At 60.6% G+C, this 21,732-nt stretch carries 21 protein-coding genes; 15 read left to right on the forward strand and 6 right to left on the reverse strand.

All coding sequences use genetic code 11. The features are described 5' to 3' along the window. Positions 1-184: 184 nt before the first annotated feature. The 5 genes from QRN50_RS19270 to phhA form a co-directional block, all read right to left on the reverse strand. Positions 185-1,384 carry an MFS transporter gene (locus QRN50_RS19270; RefSeq protein ID WP_011268523.1) on the reverse strand — a complete coding sequence of 400 codons (1,200 nt, stop codon included), beginning with the start codon at positions 1,382-1,384 and terminating at the stop codon, positions 185-187. 139 nt (positions 1,385-1,523) lie between these two features. Beyond that, positions 1,524-1,703 (reverse strand): hypothetical protein, encoded by a 180-nt coding sequence (locus tag QRN50_RS19275; protein ID WP_003314725.1) that lies wholly within the window; start codon positions 1,701-1,703, stop codon positions 1,524-1,526. Positions 1,704-2,012: 309 nt separating this feature from the next. Then, the gene (locus QRN50_RS19280; protein ID WP_003404122.1) at positions 2,013-2,141 is read right to left on the reverse strand and encodes a hypothetical protein; all 129 of its coding nucleotides are present in this window, start codon (positions 2,139-2,141) and stop codon (positions 2,013-2,015) included. Positions 2,142-2,156: 15 nt separating this feature from the next. Continuing rightward, entirely contained in the window at positions 2,157-2,513 is a 357-nt protein-coding gene (locus QRN50_RS19285) for a 4a-hydroxytetrahydrobiopterin dehydratase (protein ID WP_011268522.1), read from the reverse strand. Between the two features lie 35 nt (positions 2,514-2,548). Beyond that, on the reverse strand, positions 2,549-3,346 hold the full coding sequence (gene phhA, locus QRN50_RS19290; RefSeq protein ID WP_024660166.1) for a phenylalanine 4-monooxygenase: 798 nt from the start codon (positions 3,344-3,346) through the stop codon (positions 2,549-2,551). Positions 3,347-3,611: 265 nt separating this feature from the next. Here phhA and QRN50_RS19295 point away from each other — a divergent pair, with 265 nt between their 5' ends. Further along, positions 3,612-5,189, forward strand: coding sequence for a sigma-54-dependent transcriptional regulator (locus QRN50_RS19295; protein ID WP_096127424.1), 1,578 nt, complete (start codon positions 3,612-3,614; stop codon positions 5,187-5,189). Between the two features lie 110 nt (positions 5,190-5,299). Here the strand turns inward: QRN50_RS19295 and QRN50_RS19300 are convergent, their stop codons facing one another. Next, positions 5,300-5,566: a DUF2790 domain-containing protein gene (locus QRN50_RS19300; protein ID WP_096127425.1), complete on the reverse strand. Its 267-nt coding sequence runs from the start codon at positions 5,564-5,566 to the stop codon at positions 5,300-5,302. 449 nt (positions 5,567-6,015) lie between these two features. Between QRN50_RS19300 and acs the strand changes: the two genes are divergently transcribed. The 14 genes from acs (at position 6,016) to astE (ending at position 21,706) form a co-directional block, all read left to right on the forward strand. Continuing rightward, positions 6,016-7,971 carry an acetate--CoA ligase gene (gene acs / locus QRN50_RS19305; RefSeq protein ID WP_011268519.1) on the forward strand — a complete coding sequence of 652 codons (1,956 nt, stop codon included), beginning with the start codon at positions 6,016-6,018 and terminating at the stop codon, positions 7,969-7,971. A gap of 531 nt (positions 7,972-8,502) precedes the next feature. Continuing rightward, complete coding sequence (gene aotJ, locus QRN50_RS19310) at positions 8,503-9,279, forward strand: L-arginine-binding protein AotJ (RefSeq protein ID WP_003404105.1); 777 nt, start codon at positions 8,503-8,505, stop codon at positions 9,277-9,279. 76 nt (positions 9,280-9,355) lie between these two features. Then, on the forward strand, positions 9,356-10,045 hold the full coding sequence (locus QRN50_RS19315) for an ABC transporter permease (protein WP_003369874.1): 690 nt from the start codon (positions 9,356-9,358) through the stop codon (positions 10,043-10,045). After that, the gene (locus QRN50_RS19320; protein WP_003314733.1) at positions 10,042-10,740 is read left to right on the forward strand and encodes an ABC transporter permease; all 699 of its coding nucleotides are present in this window, start codon (positions 10,042-10,044) and stop codon (positions 10,738-10,740) included. Before QRN50_RS19315 ends, QRN50_RS19320 begins: the two co-directional genes overlap by 4 nt. A gap of 1 nt (position 10,741) precedes the next feature. Then, positions 10,742-11,854, forward strand: coding sequence for a succinylglutamate desuccinylase/aspartoacylase family protein (locus QRN50_RS19325; RefSeq protein WP_024642712.1), 1,113 nt, complete (start codon positions 10,742-10,744; stop codon positions 11,852-11,854). A gap of 22 nt (positions 11,855-11,876) precedes the next feature. Then, positions 11,877-12,641 (forward strand): ABC transporter ATP-binding protein, encoded by a 765-nt coding sequence (locus QRN50_RS19330; protein WP_003404100.1) that lies wholly within the window; start codon positions 11,877-11,879, stop codon positions 12,639-12,641. 135 nt (positions 12,642-12,776) lie between these two features. Further along, a complete protein-coding gene (gene argR / locus QRN50_RS19335; RefSeq protein ID WP_003404096.1) occupies positions 12,777-13,769 on the forward strand; it encodes a transcriptional regulator ArgR in 993 nt (330 codons plus the stop codon). Between the two features lie 236 nt (positions 13,770-14,005). Then, a complete protein-coding gene (locus QRN50_RS19340; protein ID WP_096127426.1) occupies positions 14,006-15,223 on the forward strand; it encodes an aspartate aminotransferase family protein in 1,218 nt (405 codons plus the stop codon). A gap of 133 nt (positions 15,224-15,356) precedes the next feature. Beyond that, positions 15,357-16,388, forward strand: coding sequence for an arginine/ornithine succinyltransferase subunit alpha (gene aruF, locus QRN50_RS19345; protein ID WP_003404093.1), 1,032 nt, complete (start codon positions 15,357-15,359; stop codon positions 16,386-16,388). A 63-nt stretch (positions 16,389-16,451) separates the two neighbouring features. Then, positions 16,452-17,477 carry an arginine N-succinyltransferase gene (gene astA, locus QRN50_RS19350; protein ID WP_024642714.1) on the forward strand — a complete coding sequence of 342 codons (1,026 nt, stop codon included), beginning with the start codon at positions 16,452-16,454 and terminating at the stop codon, positions 17,475-17,477. Next, complete coding sequence (gene astD / locus QRN50_RS19355) at positions 17,474-18,943, forward strand: succinylglutamate-semialdehyde dehydrogenase (protein WP_161633403.1); 1,470 nt, start codon at positions 17,474-17,476, stop codon at positions 18,941-18,943. The genes astA and astD overlap by 4 nt, the downstream gene beginning before the upstream one ends. A 48-nt stretch (positions 18,944-18,991) precedes the next feature. Beyond that, positions 18,992-20,338, forward strand: coding sequence for an N-succinylarginine dihydrolase (astB, locus tag QRN50_RS19360; protein ID WP_060400584.1), 1,347 nt, complete (start codon positions 18,992-18,994; stop codon positions 20,336-20,338). 61 nt (positions 20,339-20,399) lie between these two features. Beyond that, the gene (locus QRN50_RS19365) at positions 20,400-20,687 is read left to right on the forward strand and encodes a hypothetical protein (RefSeq protein WP_003314741.1); all 288 of its coding nucleotides are present in this window, start codon (positions 20,400-20,402) and stop codon (positions 20,685-20,687) included. Positions 20,688-20,698: 11 nt separating this feature from the next. Next, positions 20,699-21,706: a succinylglutamate desuccinylase gene (gene astE, locus QRN50_RS19370; protein ID WP_003404084.1), complete on the forward strand. Its 1,008-nt coding sequence runs from the start codon at positions 20,699-20,701 to the stop codon at positions 21,704-21,706. Positions 21,707-21,732 lie beyond the last annotated feature (26 nt).

Genomic DNA, 21,732 nt, shown 5'->3' on the forward strand with positions numbered 1-21,732 from the left:
GCCCCGTTCCCACGCTCGAACGTAGGAGCGAACTTGTTCGCGAAAGGGCCCGTACCGTCGCGGAAGATTTTGCGTTCAAAACAATGTCTTCGCGAACAAGTTCGCTCCTACGCCCTGCGGGCAGCAGCCTGAAAACTCCGCTTTTCGGGCTCTTCAGGACCTGTATGACTATGAGCACCGATCATTACTGGCGCAGCACCTGCGCCTGTTTGTACAGATAAACGCTCAACGCCAGCCCGGTGAGTGACGCCAGTGCCGCGAACAGGAAGATCGAGACGAAGCCGAAACCGGCGGCAATGGCGCCTGCCAGTGGACCGGTGATGCCCAGTGACAGGTCGATGAACAGCGAGTAGGCGCCCACTGCCGCGCCTCGGCTCGACGCCGGGACCAGATTGACCGCTTCCACGCCCAGCGCCGGGAACACCAGCGAGAATCCGAAGCCGGTCAGCGCCGCGCCAGCCAGTGCCAGGTCCGGAGTAGGTGCCAGCCACAGCAGCAACAGCCCCAGGCTTTCCACGGACATGCAGACAATCGCCACTCGAAAGCCGCCCAGGCGATTGATCAGGTTGCCGAACAGCAGGCGCGCGGCGATGAAACTGCCACCAAACAGCGTCAGGCACAGCGCGGCATTCGGCCAGTGGTTACTCGCGTAATACAGGGTGATGAACGTCGCGATAGTGCCGAAACCGATACCGCCCAATGCCAGGCCCATGCCATGCGGAAACACTCGCCCCAGCACATGCATGAATGGCAGTCGCTCACCCTGCACAATAGGCGCCGGCTCTTTATGCCAGGTCAGGTACAGGCCCAGCGCGCACAGCAGCATGATGCTCACGCCCACTGTCCACAGGCCGAGTTCGTCAACCATCCACACGCCCAGTGGCGCACCGATGGCCAGCGCGCCGTAGCTGGCGATGCCATTCCAGGAAATGACCTTGGCGGTGTTCTGTGCGCCGACCCGGCCGATGCCCCAGCCAATCGAACCAGAACCGACCAGGCTTTCCGCAGCACCGAGGATCACCCGGCCAATCAGCAGAATCACCAGGCTCGCCATCGGCCAGCTGTCCAGCCACACCGGCACCAGCATGAACACACCGCTCAGCCCGCAACCGGTCAGCCCGATCTGCACAGCTTTCTTGCTGCCCAGATTGTCGATGATGCGACTCGACCAGGGCCGACTGATCAGCGTGGCCAGGTATTGCACGCTGATGACCAGCCCGGCGATGACTGCACCAAAGCCCAGATCACTGTGGACATAGCCGGGCAGAACGGCGAGGGGAATGCCGATGTTCAGGTAGCCGATAAAGGTGAACATCACGATGGACACGACGGTCAGGGTAACGGCCATCGGGGTTTGTGGTGTTTTTTGCTGTGTCTCGGACATGGGGCGGGCTTTCGTTCTTTTGCGGGCATGGCGTTCGAGCGGGCAGGGAAAACCCTTAGCAAGCTCTCGAAGTGCTCATCATACCGATGCATCGGGCGATGCAGGTGCAACAGATTGAAATAAACCTGAATGAAGGGGGCTATTTGTCCCTGGGGGCCACAAGGTGCGTGGTCACGAGAGCGGCCAAGGCGTTTTCCTGAGTACCGAAACGGGCGAGCAGGGCGCTCTGTTTTTCCGGGCTGAGGCGTGACCAGATCTCGATCATTTTCTCGGCGGTGCCAATCAGGGCGCTGGCTTGGGTTTCAGTGAAGTCGCTCATAAAAATCTGCTGTTTGCCTGTTGCTGGTTTTCCAGGCGTATTGAAAACCGGCAAAACCGTTTTTCGATACGCCTGAAAACAATCGCCTTCAGTCTTTGCTTCCGGCTTTCTGGCTGTCTTGAGCCGAGGGTGCTGCTTTCATTGCGACAGGTTGACCAAGCTCTTGCTGAGCCAGAGTCGACTGTTGTGGTTCCTGTTGGCCTGGTGGGAAGTTAGGGATTTCATGCATCGTCGTCGCTCCTCGCAAGGGGTTGCAGATAGAACCGTGCTTTAAAAAGCCTGCGCAGGATAACCCACTGAAAATGACAATCAGGATATTTTTTTACCCTGATTGCCCTGGTCGTGAAACAAAATCGCGTTTTTACTGTCCGGCTTTTCACCTTGCGAGGTGCTGAGCAGCTTGATTTCATTGGGCCGGACCGCTCTGGCAAGGTCCATGGCCCGCCAATCATTTTATTTTCGGCCTTCTGCGCCCTTGGCCACTTCGTCAGTGCGCGCGGCCATGATGAAGTCGTTGCGGTGCAGGCCCTTGATCGAGTGGCTCCACCAGGTCACGGTCACCTTGCCCCACTCAGTCAGCAGGCCGGGATGATGGCCTTCCGCTTCGGCAATCTCGCCCACCGCGTTGGTGAACGCCAGCGCCCATTTGAAATTCTTGAACAGAAAGACTTTTTCCAGCTGCATCACCGCGTCGCGGACCTCGATGTTCCAGTCCGGGATCTGCCTGAGCAGTTCCGGCAATTCGGCTTCGCTGACCTGCGGCGCATCGGCACGGCAGGCTTCACAGTGAGCTTGATTCAAGGTGGTCATAAGCAGAGGGTCCTTTTCGGAGGGCTGGCCGAGTGTCAGGCGGCGTGGCTTTTGGTTTTAGGTGGAAACTTGGGCGCGTGCAAGCCCAACTGCATGCCTTGCCCGACCAGCGCCATGATGTCCTGCTGCGCCAGGTCGAACAGACACTTCAGATCCGGCAGGACAAAGTACAGCGGTTGCAGAATGTCGATGCGATAAGGTGTGCGCATCGCTTCAAGCGCATCGAAAGGCTGGTGTTCGGGGGCTGACGACAAGCTGTACAGCGCTTCCTTCGGCGAAGAAAGAATACCGCCGCCGTAGATTTTCCGCCCCTGCGGGGTATCGACCAGGCCGAACTCGATGGTCATCCAGTACAGCCGGGCCAGGTACACGCGTTGTTCCTTGCTCGCGCTCAGGCCGAGTTTGCCGTAGGTGTGGGTAAATTCGGCAAACCACGGATTGGTCAGCAGCGGGCAGTGGCCAAATATTTCATGAAAGATGTCCGGTTCCTGCAGGTAGTCCAGTTCTTCTGCGCTACGGATGAACGTGGCCACCGGAAAGCGCTTGCTGGCCAGCAGTTCAAAAAACCTCTGGAAGGGGATCAGCGCAGGCACTCGCTCGACCTGCCAGCCCGTGGTCGCGCCCAGAACCTTGTTGATTTCGCCTAACTGAGGAATGCGATCAAGCGGCAGGCCCAGTTGCTCGATGCCGTCCAGATACTCCTGGCAGGCACGCCCTTCGACGATCTCCATCTGCCGGGTGATCAGGGTGTTCCATACCGCATGTTCGTCCGCCGTGTAATCGATGAAACCCGAAGCGTCCGGCTCGCGTGCCACGTAAAGCGTCTGGGCCATGCTGATGTCCTCGAAAGGCTGCTGTTTTTAAAGTGTTCTTGTAAAAGCCTGTGTTCAGGAATAACCCGGTTTCGAGGGCGCGTCAGCGGCGGTGAGCAGGGCCGTGCGAGGGTTTGATCACTGGTTCGTAACGAAAAGTTTACGATTGCGATGGGTGAAGCCTGAAATCAGTCCTCCTGCCGCTCGCGAAGCGTGGGTGCGTAACGTATTGTTGACATTAATTTTGCCGCCTCATAAAAAACTACCCTCACAGGGGCAACGACTCATGCGCATCAAGGTGCACTGCCAGAACCGCATCGGCATTCTTCGCGACATTCTCGACCTGCTGGTGGCTTACGGCGTCAACGTGGCGCGCGGTGAAGTGGGGGGCGAGCACGGTGATGCGATCTATCTGCATTGCCCGAACCTGATCAATCTGCAGTTCCAGGCCCTGCGCCCGAAGTTCGAGGCGATCACCGGGGTGTTCGGCGTCAAGCGTGTCGGGCTGATGCCCAGCGAGCGCCGGCACATGGAGCTCAATGCCTTGCTCGGCGCGCTGGAATTCCCGGTGTTGTCCATCGACATGGGCGGGGCGATAGTTGCGGCCAATCGTGCCGCCGCGCAATTGCTGGGTGTGCGGGTCGATGAAGTGCCGGGCATGCCCTTGTCGCGTTACGCCGAAGATTTCGACCTGCCTGAACTGGTGCGCGCCAGCCAGTTGCGGATCAACGGCCTGCGGGTCAAGGTGTGCGGCGATGTGTTTCTTGCCGATATCGCGCCCCTGCAATCGGAGCATGACGACAGCGAGGCCATGGCCGGGGCCGTGCTGACGCTGCACCGTGCTGATCGGGTCGGCGAGCGCATCTACCATGTGCGCAAGCAGGAGTTGCGTGGCTTCGACAGTATCTTTCAGAGCTCGAAGGTCATGGCCGCTGTGGTTCGCGAGGCGCGGCGCATGGCGCCCCTCGATGCGCCGCTGCTGATCGAGGGTGAGACCGGCACCGGCAAGGAATTGCTGGCCCGCGCCTGTCACCTGGCCAGCCCGCGCGGCCAGTCACCGCTGATGGCGCTCAACTGCGCCGGGTTGTCGGAGTCGATGGCCGAGATCGAGCTGTTCGGCTATGACCCCGGCGCGTTCGAAGGTGCGCGTGCGGAAGGGCGGCTGGGGCTATTGGAGCTGACCGCGGGCGGCACGCTGTTTCTCGATGGCGTGGGCGAGCTGAGTGCCCGCATGCAGGCCAAGCTGCTGCGCTTCATTCAGGACGGCAGTTTTCGCCGGGTCGGCAGCGACGAGGACATGTTTCTCGATGTGCGGGTGATGTGTTCGACCCAGGTCGATCTCTCGGAGCTGTGCGCCAAGGGCATGTTCAGGCAGGACCTTTATCATCGCCTTAACGTGCTTTCACTGCATATACCCCCACTGCGCGACTGTCTGGACGGTCTTGAGCCGCTGGTGGAGCATTTTCTCGATCAGGCCAGCCGGCAGATCGGCTGTGCGCTGCCCGGCATATCACCTGCGGCCATCAAACGCCTTGGTCAGTACCACTGGCCCGGTAATGTGCGGCAATTGGAAAATGTATTGTTTCAGGCCGTATCGCTGTGTGACGGCGGCAAGGTGCAGGCCGAGCATATTCGTTTGCCGGACTACTGCATGCGACAGGGGTTGAGTGAGGTGTCGCTGGAGGGCGGGCTGGGCGCTATTATCGGGCGCTTTGAAAAGTCGGTGCTGGAACAACTCTATGCGCAATATCCCAGCAGTCGCCAATTAGGCAAACGCCTGGGAGTGTCTCATACAACAATTGCCAACAAGTTGCGCGACTATGAAGTGGGGCGCGAATCAGATCCGCATTCAACGGATAAATAACTCGCTCATTGATAGTTCCGTCACCCACTTCGTGCATGCGCCTCGCACCTTATATAGCGGCGAGGCTATGGCGGCGAGGCGTCGTGCACAGGTTGCAACGGCAAGAAGCCTCAACCGTTGCTGCAGCCGTTGCCCATCACCTGATAGCCCATGGTGTGGCGTGCGCCCTGCGAATCTTCATACACCATCCGCGCCGGGACCACTTCGCAGACATTGGGTATCTGGCTGATGGAAATAACCCGAGCGATATCCAGATGAGTGCCGTAGGTATATTGCTCGATACGCGCCTGTTGCGCAGCCACTTTGGTCTGCGATTCTTCGGCCATGGCGAAACTGCTGATACCGCACAGGGCCAATGCCACTAATAAAGCTTTCATTGTCGTTTACCTTTTTCAAAGTGAGCGCCGTCGCATCACGTTTTTGACGTCATGGGCTCAGGCGGTCTGATACGTTTTTCGAGTTGGAACAACACTGCGTGGGGGCAGTTGATGTCTGCCTTGTTGGCGGATCGAATTCTATGCCTGTTGTGACAGCGCATATATAAAGACTTTGGATAAGCGCTTTTATCAAAATGGTAATAATCTTTAGGGCAGCTGCAAGCTTCAAGCTTCAAGCTTCAAGCTTCAAGCTTGCAGCTTATGGCTTATGGCTTATGGCTTATGGCTTATGGCTTGCAGCTTGCAGCTTGCAGCTTATGGCTTGCAGCTTATGGCTTATGACTTGCAGCTCCGCCCCCGCCCGGTAATACCAACGTCGAATGGCCCCTGCGGGTGGGGCGGGATACAACAGGGGCATAAAACAACAACTATCCACCGAGGTAACCAAGATGAGTGCAGCTTCCCTGTACCCCGTCCGCCCAGAAGTCGCAGCGACTACGCTGACGGATGAAGCGACCTACAAGGCCATGTACCAGCAGTCGGTGGTCAACCCTGATGGTTTCTGGCGTGAACAGGCTCAGCGCCTCGACTGGATCAAACCTTTCAGTGTGGTCAAACAGACCTCGTTCGATGATCACCGTGTCGATATCAAATGGTTCGCCGACGGCACGCTGAACGTTGCCTACAACTGCCTGGATCGCCATCTGGAAGAACGCGGCGACAGCATCGCCATCATCTGGGAGGGCGACGACCCTTCCGAGCATCGGGAAATCACCTACCGCGAACTGCACGCCGAAGTGTGCAAGTTCGCCAACGCCCTGCGTGGCCAGGATGTGCACCGTGGCGACGTCGTGACGATCTACATGCCGATGATCCCCGAAGCTGTGGTCGCCATGCTGGCATGTGCCCGGATCGGCGCGATTCACTCGGTGGTGTTCGGCGGTTTCTCGCCCGAAGCGCTGGCTGGCCGGATCATCGATTGCAGTTCCAAAGTGGTCATCACTGCTGACGAAGGTCTGCGTGGCGGCAAGAAGACTGCGCTCAAGGCCAACGTCGACCGCGCCCTGACCAACCCGGAAACCAGCAGCGTGCAGAAGGTTATCGTCTGCAAGCGCACCGGGGGCGAGATCGAATGGAACCGTCACCGTGATATCTGGTACCACTCGCTGCTGGAAGTGGCGTCCAGCACCTGCGCGCCGAAAGAGATGGGCGCCGAAGAGTCGCTGTTCATTCTCTACACCTCGGGCTCGACCGGTAAACCCAAGGGCGTGTTGCACACCACCGCAGGTTACCTGCTGTATGCCGCGCTGACCCACGAACGCGTGTTCGACTATCGGCCGGGTGAAGTTTACTGGTGCACCGCCGACGTCGGCTGGGTCACCGGGCACAGTTACATTGTCTACGGGCCTCTGGCCAACGGTGCGACCACGCTGCTGTTCGAAGGCGTGCCGAACTATCCGGACATCACCCGCGTGTCGAAGATCATCGACAAGCACAAGGTCAATATCCTCTATACCGCGCCGACCGCGATTCGCGCCATGATGGCTGAAGGCACCAAGTCCGTTGAAGGTGCCGACGGTTCAAGCCTACGCCTGCTGGGTTCGGTGGGCGAGCCGATCAACCCGGAAGCCTGGGCCTGGTACTACAACACGGTCGGCAAGCAGAACTGCCCGATTGTCGATACCTGGTGGCAGACCGAAACCGGTGGCATTCTGATCAGCCCGTTGCCAGGTGCGACCGCCCTTAAGCCGGGCTCGGCGACACGTCCGTTCTTCGGCGTGATCCCGGCGCTGGTGGACAACCTGGGTAACCTCATCGAGGGCGCTGCCGAGGGCAATCTGGTGATCCTCGATTCGTGGCCGGGCCAGTCGCGCTCTCTGTACGGCGATCACGACCGTTTCGTCGACACCTACTTCAAGACGTTCCGCGGCATGTACTTCACCGGTGACGGCGCCCGTCGTGACGAGGACGGCTATTTCTGGATCACCGGGCGTGTGGACGACGTGCTCAACGTTTCCGGCCACCGCATGGGCACGGCTGAAATCGAAAGCGCGATGGTTGCGCACCCGAAAGTCGCCGAGGCTGCTGTGGTCGGTGTGCCGCATGACCTGAAGGGGCAGGGCATCTACGTCTATGTGACCCTCAACGGCGGTGAAGAGCCGAGTGACGCGCTGCGCACTGAATTGCGCAACTGGGTACGCAAGGAGATCGGCCCGATTGCCTCGCCTGACTTCATTCAGTGGGCGCCCGGCCTGCCGAAGACCCGTTCGGGCAAGATCATGCGCCGTATTCTGCGCAAGATTGCGACTGCCGAGTACGATGCGCTGGGTGACATCTCCACCCTGGCCGACCCGGGCGTGGTGCAGCATCTGATCGATACGCACAAGACCATGAACGCTGCCTGAGCGATCCTGTGACTGAAGCGCCCCGTTCGGTGAGAGCCGATCGGGGCGCTTTTGTTTCCAGGGGCTGAAGCGAGAAACGGGATATATATCGGGTTGTTACCGGTTTACACGGTGTTGTCGCGCGGTGCTTCGTTGTGGGACATGTCCGGGCTTTCTGTGTAGGAAAGTACGACGCAGCAGGGCTTTAAAACCGCCATGTGGCACGCCGGGCTTGCCGGATTAAAAGGGTTTGCCAATAATGGGCGCACTTTTTGCTGTTATGACAGGTTAAGTCTGCGCTGCTGGATCAGCAGAAACAGGTCCCGTCAATACCGTGTAGCGGGTTTTCAGGTGCTTCTGTAACTAGTTGTCGCATTGAAGAAATATCGACTTTGAGCCTGTCGTTAAAATGCCTCTCATTCGCCGGAGGGCTGTGAACCGCCAGCGCGGTGTCACGCATCCGGCGTCGCTCCTCCCCGAGATTGTCCTTTCGCACATTGGGCGCTTGCTCACTTTGCCATTTGTCGTGCTTTACCGATGGAGTCCCTGGAAATGAAAAAGCTCATGCTTATTGGCGCGATGGCGTTGTCCGTGCTCGCCCAGCCGATCTTTGCTGATGAAAAACCACTGAAAATCGGTATCGAAGCGGCTTACCCTCCGTTCGCGTCCAAGGCCCCGGATGGCAGCATCGTCGGCTTTGACTACGACATCGGCAATGCGCTGTGTGAAGAAATGAAGGTCAAGTGCACCTGGGTCGAGCAGGAATTCGACGGGCTTATCCCGGCGCTGAAAGTGCGCAAGATCGATGCGATCCTGTCGTCGATGTCCATCACCGACGACCGCAAGAAGTCCGTGGACTTCACCGGCAAGTATTACAATTCACCGGCGCGTCTGGTGATGAAGGACGGCACTACGGTCAGCGACAGCCTGGCTGAGCTCAAGGGCAAGAAGATCGGCGTACAGCGTGGCACGATTCACGAGCGTTTCGCCCGTGAAGTGCTGGCCCCGCAGGGTGTCGAAGTGACGCCGTACGGTTCGCAGAACGAAATCTATCTGGACATCAGTGCAGGGCGCCTTGACGGTACTATCGCCGACGCCACGCTGTTGCAGGACGGCTTCCTGAAAACCGATGCTGGCAAAGGCTATGCGTTCGTAGGCCCTTCGTTCTTCGATCCGAAATACTTCGGTGACGGCATCGGCATTGCCGTGCGCAAGGGTGACAAGGCCAACCTTGACCGTCTCAACGCCGCCATCGCCGCGATCCGCGCCAACGGCAAGTACAAGGCTATCCAGGACAAGTATTTCGACTTCGATATCTTCGGCAAATAAGTCGTCGCAACGAGATGGCGCAAACAGGGTTGCCTGGCTTGCGCCATTTTTATTCCACGCTTGAGGACCGCACATCATGTTGAAAGGTTACGGAGCTGTCATCCTCGAAGGTGCCTGGCTGACGTTGCAGCTGGCCCTGTCGTCGATGGCTCTGGCGATCGTTCTCGGTCTGATCGGCGTGGCGCTGAGACTGTCTCCGGTACGCTGGATCGCCTGGCTGGGCGATCTGTACAGCACGGTGATTCGTGGCATTCCCGATCTGGTCCTGATTCTGCTGATTTTCTACGGCGGCCAGGACCTGCTCAACCGCGTCGCCCCGTTGCTGGGGTTTGACGACTACATCGACCTTGATCCGTTGATGGCCGGCATCTGCACGCTGGGCTTCATCTTCGGCGCGTATCTCTCGGAAACCTTTCGCGGTGCGTTCATGGCCATCCCCAAGGGGCAGGCCGAGGCGGGCATGGCGTATGGCCTGAGCAGTGGCAAGGTGTTCTTCCGCATTCTGGTGCCGCAGATGATTCGTCTGGCGATTCCCGGTTTCACCAACAACTGGCTGGTGCTGACCAAGGCCACTGCGCTGATCTCCGTGGTCGGTCTGCAGGACATGATGTTCAAGGCCAAGCAGGCGGCCGATGCCACCCGCGAGCCTTTCACCTTCTTTCTGGCGGTTGCGGCGATGTACCTGGTGATCACCAGTGTGTCGCTGCTCGCCTTGCGTTACCTCGAAAAACGCTACTCGGTAGGCGTGAGGGCGGCTGACCTATGATCTTTGACTACAACGTGATCTGGGACAGTCTGCCGCTGTACTTCGGCGGCCTGCTGACCACCCTGAAGCTGCTGGCGATTTCGCTCGCGTTCGGGCTGCTGGCGGCATTGCCGCTCGGCTTGATGCGGGTCTCGAAAAACCCTTGGGTGAACATGCCGGCCTGGCTGTACACCTACGTGATTCGCGGCACGCCGATGCTGGTGCAGCTGTTCCTGATCTACTACGGGCTGGCCCAGTTCGACGCGGTGCGCGAAAGCTTTTTGTGGCCCTGGCTGTCCAGCGCCACCTTCTGTGCGTGCCTGGCATTCACCATCAATACCAGCGCCTACACGGCGGAAATCATCGCCGGCAGCCTCAAGGCCACACCAGCGGGTGAAATCGAGGCCGCGCGGGCCATGGGCATGTCGAAAGCCAAGATGTACCGGCGCATTCTGCTGCCCTCGGCCTTGCGCCGGGCACTGCCGCAGTACAGCAACGAGGTCATCATGATGCTGCAGACTACCAGTCTGGCGTCCATCGTGACCCTGATCGACATCACGGGCGCGGCCCGTACGGTCAACGCGCAGTTCTACCTGCCTTTCGAGGCTTATATCACCGCAGGTGTTTTCTATCTGGGCCTGACATTCATTCTGGTGCGGCTGTTCAAGATCGCCGAACGCCGCTGGCTGGGCTACCTCGCCCCACGGAAGGTCTGAAATGCAAAGAACCGATCATGTATTGCCGTGGAGCACCCTCGGCACCGAGCGCACGCTGAGCGTCTTTCGCTTCGGCACCGGCGAGCGCAAGGCCTATATCCAGGCCAGCCTGCATGCCGACGAACTGCCCGGCATGCGCACGGCCTGGGAACTGAAAAAACGCCTGACCGAGCTGGAGCAGCAAGGCCTCCTCAAAGGTGTTGTCGAACTGGTACCGGTGGCCAATCCGCTGGGCCTGGGGCAGTTGCTGCAAGGCGCGCATCAGGGCCGTTTCGAGTTCGGCAGTGGCAAGAACTTCAACCGTGACTTCACCGAACTGAGCGAGCCGGTCGCCGAGTTGCTGGAAGGTCAGTTGGGCGATGACCCGCGCGCCAATACCCGGCTGATTCGCCAGGCGATGAGCGCTGCGCTCGAAGGGCTGCCCGCGCCGCAGAGCGAATTGCAAGGCATGCAGCGCATCCTGCTCCGTCACGCCTGCGTCGCTGATGTGGTGCTCGATCTGCATTGTGATGCCGATGCTGCGCTGCACATGTACGCCTTGCCGCAGCACTGGCCACAATGGCGGTCGCTGTCGGCACATCTGAATATTCAGGCGGCGCTGCTCGCCGAAGATTCCGGTGGCAGCTCCTTCGATGAGGCCTGCTCGCTGCCGTGGTTGCGCCTTTCGCGGATTTTTCCGCAGGCGCAGATCCCGCTGGCCTGCCTCGCCACCACCCTTGAACTGGGCGGTCAGGCCGACACCGGCAAGCCGCAGGCAATCGCGCATGCCGAAGGTATCCTGGCGTTCCTCGCCGAGCAGGGCTTCATCAGTGGTGATTGGCCGCAGCCGGTGCACGAAGCCTGCGAAGGCTTGCCGTTCGAAGGCACCGAATTGCTCTATGCGCCGCACCCTGGTGTGGTGACGTTCCTGCGCGCTGCAGGCGACAGGGTCGAGGTGGGCGATCCGCTGTTCGAAGTGATCGACCCGCTGTCCGATCAGGTCAGTACCATTTGTGCGAATACTGCCGGGGTGTTGTTCGCCATCGAGCGGCTTCGTTACGCTCAACCCGGTTTCTGGCTGGCCAAGGTGGCGGGGCGCACGGCGCTGCGTCACGGACGTCTGCTCAGTGATTGACCGTACTGTGGAAACCCAAAGCATGAACAAACTGGAAGTGCAGGATCTGCACAAGCGCTATGGCAGTCACGAAGTGATCAAGGGCGTGTCCCTGACCGCCAAGGCCGGCGATGTCATCAGCATCATCGGCTCCAGCGGCTCGGGCAAAAGCACCTTTCTGCGCTGCATCAACCTGCTCGAACAGCCTCATGCCGGCAAGATCCTGCTCAACAACGAAGAGTTGAAGCTGGTGCCGAACAAGGAAGGCGGCCTGAAAGCTGCCGATGCCAAGCAGTTGCAGCGCATGCGTTCACGCCTGTCGATGGTGTTTCAGCACTTCAACCTGTGGTCGCACATGACTGCACTGCAGAACATCATCGAAGCGCCGGTCCATGTGCTGGGTGTGTCGAAAAAGGAAGCGCTGGAAAAGGCCGAACACTATCTGGCCAAGGTCGGCGTGTCCCATCGCAAGGACGCTTACCCTGGGCACATGTCCGGCGGTGAGCAGCAGCGTGTGGCGATTGCCCGCGCACTGGCGATGGAGCCCGAGGTCATGCTGTTCGATGAGCCGACCTCGGCGCTGGACCCCGAGCTGGTCGGTGATGTGCTCAAGGTCATGCAAGGGCTGGCTCAGGAAGGCCGCACCATGGTGGTGGTGACTCACGAAATGGGTTTTGCCCGTGAGGTCTCCAACCAGTTGGTTTTCCTGCACCAGGGCGTCGTTCTGGAACGTGGCAATCCGCGCGAAGTGCTGGCCAATCCGCAGACCGAGCGTTTGCAGCAATTCCTGTCCGGCAGCCTGAAGTGACGATCGGCAGCGCATGACGATGCCTTTTTATGCCAGAACAGGGCATGCTGCGCGACGCGCGACACGACCTGGATGTTCCAGATCGAGCTATCTTCCAAGGCTCGGCTTTTGCGGCAATACGTATCGGATCTCCCAATGACTGCCCATCGAATAGGTTTCCTCGTCTGGCCTGGCACCAGAGCCCTGACCCTGGCACTGGCCGAGGAAGCCTTGCGCGTTGCGCAGCGGGTTCACCCTGAAGTGGTCTATGAGCTGTCGTTTCTACAGGCCGAGGCCGCGGAGCCAGCGGCGCTTGCCGGTGCGTGGCAGTTGCCGGGTGAGCCCTGGGTCGGGCGACTGGAGGGCTTTCAGAAGCTGTTTTTACTGGCTGACGAACCTCCGGCGGGCGTGGCCCCGGCGCTGGGCAGTGCACTCAAGCAACTGGTGCGTGCCGGCTGTTCGATTGGCGGGCTGTCGGCGGGCGTCTACCCGCTTGCGCAACTGGGCCTGCTGGATGGCTACCGTGCCGCCGTGCACTGGCGCTGGCAGGACGACTTCGCCGAGCGCTTCCCCAAGGTCATCGCCACCAGCCATTTGTTCGATTGGGATCGGGATCGCCTGACCGCCTGTGGTGGCATGTCGGTGCTCGACCTGCTGCTGGCGGTGCTGTCCCGTGACCATGGGGCCGAACTGGCCGGGGCGGTGTCCGAAGAGCTGGTGGTCGAGCGCATTCGCGAAGGCGGCGAGCGTCAGCGCATTCCGCTGCAGAACCGTCTGGGCTCCAGCCATCCCAAGCTGACCCAGGCGGTGCTGCTGATGGAAGCCAATATCGAAGAGCCGTTGACCACCGACGAAATCGCCCAGCACGTGTGCGTGTCTCGTCGCCAACTTGAGCGGATCTTCAAGCAGTACCTCAACCGTGTACCCAGCCAGTATTACCTGGAACTGCGCTTGAACAAGGCGCGCCAGATGCTGATGCAGACCAGCAAGTCGATCATTCAGATCGGCCTTTCGTGCGGTTTTTCCTCGGGGCCGCACTTCTCCAGCGCCTACCGCAATTTCTTCGGTGCCACGCCGCGTGAAGACCGCAATCAGCGACGCAGCAGCAGCCCGTTCGAACTTTCCCCTGTGCCTGCCGAACGCGGTTGATTGTCTTGTCGCGATAGAAGTGCTGCCGCGACAGCTCAGGTCCAGACAGGCCGGCTTCAATCCGTTTAAACTGCGCCTTTGTGACGCAAATTGTCGCATTGCCGAAAACCTTGAAAAAACCCGGTTTTGCGCTGTAACAAGTTGTCGCCTGGCGGCAAGGCCGAACACAATTCAGTCCTTACAATCTTTCCATCGCTCGCCAGTTTCAGGCAGGCGTTCCTCATCAGGAGACTCCGATGTCCGTTGAGCATGCTGCGGTGCAACGCGCCGATTTCGACCAGGTAATGGTCCCCAATTACGCCCCGGCCGGGTTCATCCCTGTGCGCGGTGCGGGCTCCCGGGTCTGGGATCAGGCGGGGCGCGAACTGGTGGATTTCTCGGGCGGGATCGCCGTCAACGTATTGGGCCACTGCCACCCGGCGCTGGTCGGTGCCTTGACAGAGCAGGCCAATAACCTCTGGCATGTGTCCAACGTCTTCACCAACGAGCCGACCCTGCGTCTGGCGAAAAAACTGGTGGATGCGACGTTCGCCGAGCGCGTGTTCTTCTGTAACTCCGGTGCGGAAGCCAACGAAGCCGCCTTCAAGCTGGCACGTCGTGTGGCGCATGACCAGTACGGCCCGGAAAAGTACGAAATCATCGCGGCGCTGAACAGTTTTCATGGCCGTACCCTGTTCACCGTCAGCGTCGGTGGGCAGCCGAAGTACTCCGATGGGTTCGGGCCGAAGATCACCGGCATCAGCCATGTGCCGTACAACGACCTCGACGCACTGAAGGCCGCCGTGACCGACAAGACCTGTGCCGTGGTGCTGGAGCCGATCCAGGGCGAGGGCGGTGTTCTGCCGGGTCAGCTGGAATACCTGCAAGGTGCGCGCAAACTGTGTGACGAGCACAACGCCCTGCTGGTGTTCGATGAAGTGCAGAGCGGCATGGGCCGTAGCGGTCATCTGTTCGCCTACATGCATTACGGCGTGACCCCGGACATCCTTTCCAGCGCCAAGAGCATCGGCGGCGGCTTCCCGCTGGCGGCGATGTTGACCACTGAAAAGCTCGCCAGGCACTTTGCGGTCGGCGTTCACGGCACCACCTATGGCGGCAACCCGCTGGCGTGTGCGGTCGGTGAGGCGGTGATCGACGTGATCAATACGCCTGAAGTGCTGGCTGGCGTACAGCGCAAGCATCAGCAGTTCAAGACCCGTCTGCAAAGTATCGGCAAGCAATACGGCGTGTTCAGCGAAGTGCGCGGTCTGGGTCTGCTGATCGGTTGCGTGTTGTCCGATGTCTGGAAGGGCAAGGCCAAGGACATCTTCAATGCGGCCGAGGCTCAGGACCTGATGATCCTGCAGGCCGGCCCTGACGTGATTCGTTTCGCGCCGAGCCTGGTGATTGAAGACGCGGACATCGAAGAGGGCCTGAACCGCTTTGAACGCGCCATCGCCAAACTGACATCCTGACTCGCTTGCAGCCTTGCGGTGTCCGCTTGATGGCGGGTGCCGCACCTGTTTCCTGCGCCATGCGGCCTGACGCCGCGTGGTGCTTTTACTAGCGCCGGTCGTAAAGGCTGGTCGATCTACAAGGAGTGGCACCATGCTGGTAATGCGCCCTGCGCAAATGGCTGACCTGGCCGAGGTTCAACGCCTCGCTGCCGACAGCCCTATCGGTGTCACGTCCTTGCCCGACGATGCTGGCCGCCTGACCGACAAGATCGGCTCGTCAGAGGCGTCGTTTGCCGCCGAGGTCAGCTTCAACGGCGAAGAAACCTACTTCTTCGTGCTCGAAGACAGCGAAAGCGGCAAGCTGGTGGGCTGCTCGGGCATCGTCGCCTCGGCGGGCTACTCCGAGCCGTTCTACAGTTTTCGCAACGAAACCTTCGTGCATGCTTCCCGCGAGCTGAAGATCCATAACAAGATTCACGTGCTGTCGCAGTGTCATGACCTGACCGGTAACAGCCTGTTGACCAGTTTCTACGTGGTCCCGGAGCTGGTCGGCACGGCATGGTCGGAGCTCAATTCGCGCGGCCGCCTGCTGTTTGTCGCCAGTCACCCCGAGCGCTTTGCCGATTCGGTGGTCACCGAGATCGTCGGTTACAGCGATGAGCAGGGCGACTCACCGTTCTGGGATGCCATCGGGCGCAACTTCTTCGATATCAATTACGCCGCTGCCGAACGCCTGTGCGGGCTGAAAAGCCGGACCTTCCTCGCCGAGCTGATGCCGCATTACCCGATCTACGTGCCACTGCTGCCCGACGCGGCGCAGGAAGCCATGGGGCAGGTGCATCCGCGTGCGCAGATCACCTTCGACATCCTCATGCGCGAGGGCTTTGAAACCGATCACTACATCGACATTTTCGACGGTGGGCCGACGCTGCATGCGCGGGTGTCCGGGATTCGCTCGATTGCCCAGAGCCGTCTGGTTCCGGTCAAGGTCGAGGCCGGGCAAAGCAGCGATGTCGGCAAGGGCGGGCGTCTGTATCTGATCGCCAATGGCCTGTTGCAGGACTACCGCGCGGTGCTGCTGGAACTGGACTGGGCGCCCGGCAGGCCGGTGGTGTTGAGCCTCCAGGCTGCCGATGCCCTGGGTGTTGGTGAAGGTGCCAGTGTGCGGATTGTCGCGGTCTGAACCGGACGTTCGATAGCCGATTAGCGAGTTTCAAGGCTCTCGATGAGCCGCTGAGGAGATAACATGATCGTTCGTCCTGTACGCAGCAGCGACCTGCCCGCGTTGATCGAGCTGGCGCGCAGCACCGGCGCCGGTCTGACGACCCTGCCCGCCAATGAGCAGCGTCTGGCGCACCGGGTAGGCTGGGCTGAAAAGACCTTTCGCGGCGAAGCCGAGCGCGGCGATGCCGATTACCTGTTCGTGCTGGAAGATGATGACGGCCGGGTGGTGGGCATTTCCGCCATCGCCGGAGCGGTCGGTCTGCGTGAGCCCTGGTACAACTACCGGGTCGGCCTGACCGTCAGCGCTTCACAGGAACTGAACATCTATCGGGAAATTCCGACCCTGTTCCTGGCCAACGACCTGACCGGCAATTCCGAGCTGTGCTCGCTGTTCCTGCACAGTGATTCGCGTAACGGCCTCAACGGCCGCCTGCTGTCCAAGGCGCGGATGCTGTTTATCGCCGAATTTCCCAAGCTGTTCGGCAACAAGATCATTGCCGAAATGCGCGGCATGTCCGATGAGCAGGGCCGTTCGCCGTTCTGGGAAAGTCTGGGGCGGCACTTCTTCAAGATGGAATTCAGCCAGGCCGATTACCTGACCGGCGTGGGCAACAAGGCATTCATCGCCGAGCTGATGCCCAAGTTTCCGTTGTACAGCTGCTTTCTTTCCGAAGACGCACGCAACGTGATCGGTCGGGTGCATGCCGACACCGAGCCTGCGCTGACCATGCTCAAGAGCGAAGGCTTTTCGTATCAGGGTTATGTCGACATCTTCGATGCCGGCCCGGCCATCGAGTGCGAGACCGGCAAGATTCGCGCAATCAAGGACAGCCAGGCGCTGGTGCTGGCCATCGGCACGCCAGGTGACGACGCTCCACAGTTCCTGATCTACAACCGCAAGCGTGAAGACTGCCGCATCACGGTAGGCGCTGCGCGTTTTGCTGCCGGCACGCTGGTCGTCGCTCCGCAGACTGCCAGGCGGCTGCGCATGAGTGCGGGCGACAATGTGCGCGCGGTGCCCTTGTCTGCGGCGCGGGAGGGCGTTTGATGAATAGCCTTTACATCGCAGGTGTGTGGCAGGACGGGCAGGGTGAGGTGGTCAATTCGCTGAACCCGGTGACCCAGCAGGTGCTGTGGTCCGGGCGTGGCGCGAGCGCCGCGCAGGTCGAGCAGGCGGTGCAGGCGGCGCGTCAGGCATTTCCCGGCTGGGCACTGCTGTCTCTGGATCAGCGCATCGCGGTACTGGAGGCCTTCGCTGCACGTCTCAAGCATCACGCCGACGCGCTGGCGCAGTGCATCGGTGAAGAAACCGGCAAACCGTTGTGGGAGTCGGCGACCGAAGTGACCAGCATGGTCAACAAGATTGCCATCTCGGTGCAGAGCTATCGCGAACGAACCGGTGAAAAGAGCGGGCCACTGGGCGACGCCACTGCGGTACTGCGCCACAAGCCGCACGGCGTGGTCGCCGTGTTCGGCCCGTACAACTTTCCCGGGCATCTGCCCAACGGGCATATCGTCCCGGCCTTGCTGGCGGGCAACGTGGTGCTGTTCAAACCCAGCGAACTGACACCGAAAGTCGCTGAGCTGACCGTCAAGTGCTGGATCGAAGCCGGACTGCCTGCCGGGGTTCTGAACCTGCTGCAGGGCGGTCGCGAAACCGGTATCGCGCTGGCCGCCAATCCGGGTATCGACGGCCTGTTCTTCACCGGGTCGAGCCGCACCGGCAATGCGCTGCACCAGCAGTTCGCCGGTCGGCCGGACAAGATCCTTGCGCTGGAAATGGGCGGTAACAATCCGTTGATCGTCGATCAGGTTCAGGACATCGATGCCGCAGTGTACACCATCATTCAGTCGGCCTTCATTTCCGCAGGCCAGCGCTGCACCTGTGCGCGTCGTCTGCTGGTGCCCGAAGGCGACTGGGGTGATGCCCTGCTGGCACGACTGGTTGGGGTCAGCGCTACTATCGAAGCCGGGGCGTTCGATCAGCAGCCTGCGCCGTTTATGGGCTCGGTGATTTCGCTGGAGGCTGCACGCGCCTTGCTCGACGCGCAGCGCAATCTGCTCGCCAACGGCGCGCTGACCCTGCTGGAAATGCGCCAGCCGCAGCCCGGCGCGGCATTGCTGACGCCTGGCATTATCGATGTCAGTGCGGTGCCCGAGCGCCCCGACGAAGAGCTGTTCGGCCCGCTGCTGCAAGTCATCCGCTACGCCGGTTTCGATGCCGCCATCGCCGAAGCCAACGCCACCCGGTATGGCCTGGCGGCAGGTCTGCTGTCTGACTCCGAAGCGCGTTACCAGCAGTTCTGGCTGCACAGCCGTGCCGGGATCGTCAACTGGAACAAGCCGTTGACCGGAGCCGCCAGCAGTGCGCCGTTCGGCGGGGTAGGCGCCTCGGGCAACCACCGCGCCAGCGCCTATTATGCGGCCGATTACTGCGCCTATCCGGTGGCTTCGCTGGAGGCGGGCAGCCTGACGCTGCCTGCGACACTGACTCCCGGTATCAGGTTGAGCTGACAGTGTGCGCACGATTGCTTATAAAAACAGATCCACGGAGCCTTGCCGATGAAGTCCTGTGAAGTGAATTTTGACGGTCTGGTCGGGCCAACCCACAACTACGGCGGGTTGTCCTACGGTAACGTTGCCTCCCAGAGTAACAGCCAGCAAAGCGCCAACCCGCGTGAGGCGGCGCTGCAAGGCCTGGCGAAAATGAAAGCGCTGATGGACCTGGGGTTTACCCAGGGCGTGCTGGCGCCGCAGGAGCGTCCTGATGTGTCCGGCCTGCGCCGTCTGGGCTTCACCGGCAGCGATGAGCAGGTGATTGAAAAAGCGGCCCGTCAGGACATGCCGTTGCTGGTCGCCAGTTGCTCGGCATCCAGCATGTGGGTGGCCAACGCGGCCACGGTCAGCCCCAGTGCCGACACTGCCGATGGGCGTGTGCATTTCACGGCGGCCAATCTCAACTGTAAATACCACCGCAGCATCGAGCATCCGACCACCACTCGCGTGCTCGGCGCCATGTTCGCGGATGCAAAACATTTCGCTCATCACCCTGCGTTACCGGCTGTCGCGCAGTTTGGCGATGAAGGCGCTGCCAACCACACCCGTTTCTGTCGTGATTACGGCGAGGCCGGTGTGGAGTTTTTCGTGTTTGGCCGCAGTGCGTTCGACACGCGTTACCCGGCACCGCAGAAGTACCCGGCCCGTCAGACCCTGGAGGCGTCACGCGCCGTTGCGCGGCTGCACGGTCTGAGCGAGGCCGGCGTGGTTTATGGTCAGCAGAACCCGGCGGTCATTGATCAGGGGGTGTTCCATAACGATGTGATTGCGGTCGGCAACGGTGAGGTCTTGTTCTATCACCAGGACGCGTTCCTCAATACCGAACCGATGCTCAATGAGCTGCGCGACAAACTCGGTCGTGTCGGCGGGCAGTTGCGCGCGATTTGCGTACCGCGTGCCGAGGTCTCGGTTCAGGATGCCGTGCGCTCCTACCTGTTCAATAGCCAGCTGTTGTCGCGTCCCGACGGCTCGATGCTGCTGATCGTGCCGCAGGAGTGCCAGGCTAACGCGAGCGTCTGGGCTTACCTGCAACGACTGATCGCCGATGACAGCCCGGTTGCCGAGGTCAAGGTGTTCGACCTCAAGCAAAGTATGCAGAACGGCGGCGGCCCGGCCTGTCTGCGCCTGCGGGTGGCGCTCAATGACACCGAGCTGGCGGCGGTGAATCCGGGGGTGATCATGACTGCGCCGTTGTACGAAACGTTGACGCAGTGGGTCGACAGGCACTACCGGGACCGCATGAGTGAAAGCGATCTGGCCGACCCCCGATTACTCACCGAATGCCGCACGGCATTGGATGAACTGACGCAAATCCTTAAACTGGGCGCGGTTTATCCGTTTCAACTGAATTGAAGCATCCTGCGCGTCGGGCCGCTGTCCGGCGCACTATTTCCTTGATAGAGAGCATTTTTATATGAGCGACGCCCTGCAACTGATCCTTGAAGACACTGATGGCACCCAGCTGGAAACGTCCTGCACCCGCGTTGCCGTCATCTGGCAGGGCAAGGAATTGTGGATTCAGCAGGATGGCCGTGGCCAGTTGCTGATCGGCGTTGACGTCGAAGAAGACGATGCCGAATACGCCAACCTGCTGCTGCGTCCGCTGGCGACCAACCTGGTCAGCCTGCAACTGGAAATGGAGCCAGCCGACATGGGCGTCGAGGAAGACGGTCACGTTCACGGTCCTGACTGCAACCACTAAGGAAGCGCGCCATGCTCGCCCTCGGCAAACTGCTTGAACTGACCCTGGCTGGACGTGAGCCGGCGGAGAAGACTCAACTGACCGTCGAAGGCGTGCGCATGCGCTGGATGGGCGAGGGCGCACTGGAAGTCCGCCCGCCAGAGGCTCGTGACAATGGCACTGACCTGCTGCTGTCTGCCGGCATCCACGGCAACGAGACTGCACCCATCGAGCTGCTGGATGAATTGATCCGCAGCATCGCGCGCGGCGACCTGAAACCGCGCGCACGTATTCTGTTCCTGTTCGGCAATCCCGATGCGATGCGACGCGGGGCGCGTTTTGTCGAGCAGGATGTCAACCGGCTGTTCAATGGCCGCCATCTGCAAAGCGGTGGCGCCGAGGCCTTGCGGGCCTGCGAGCTGGAACGACTGGCCGCCAGCTTTTTCAGCCTGCCGGAGCGCTATCGGCTGCACTACGATCTGCACACCGCCATTCGTGGCTCGACGATCGAGCAGTTCGCGCTGTACCCGTGGAAGGAAGGACGTCAGCATTCCCGGCTCGAGCTGGCCCGGCTGCGGGCGGCGGGCATGAGTGCGGTGCTGCTGCAGAACAAGCCGTCCATTGTGTTCAGCGCCTACACCTATGATCAATTGGGGGCCGAGGCTTTCACTCTGGAACTGGGCAAGGCGCGGCCGTTCGGGCAGAACCAGCAGGTCAATCTTGGGCCACTGCGCGTGTGTCTCGAGCAGCTCATCGAAGGCACCGAGCCCGAGCGGGATGACGATCTTGAAGGGTTGCAGCTGTTCAGCGTGGCGCGGGAAGTGATCAAGCGCACCGATGCGTTCACCTTCAACCTGGCCGATGACGTCGAGAACTTCTCCCCGCTGGAAAAGGGCTACGTGCTGGCCGAAGACGCGGGTGGTTCACGCTGGGTAGTGGAAGAAGAGGGCGCGAGGATCATCTTCCCCAACCCCAGGGTCAAAAACGGCCTGCGGGCGGGGATTCTGATCGTACCCACTGATGCGGATAGCCTCGGCTGATCGCTCCGCACCCTCAGGACCGGGCG

It is taken from the genome of Pseudomonas sp. MEJ108, from assembly GCF_030208985.1.
Taxonomy (GTDB): Bacteria; Pseudomonadota; Gammaproteobacteria; order Pseudomonadales; family Pseudomonadaceae; genus Aquipseudomonas; species Aquipseudomonas fragariae.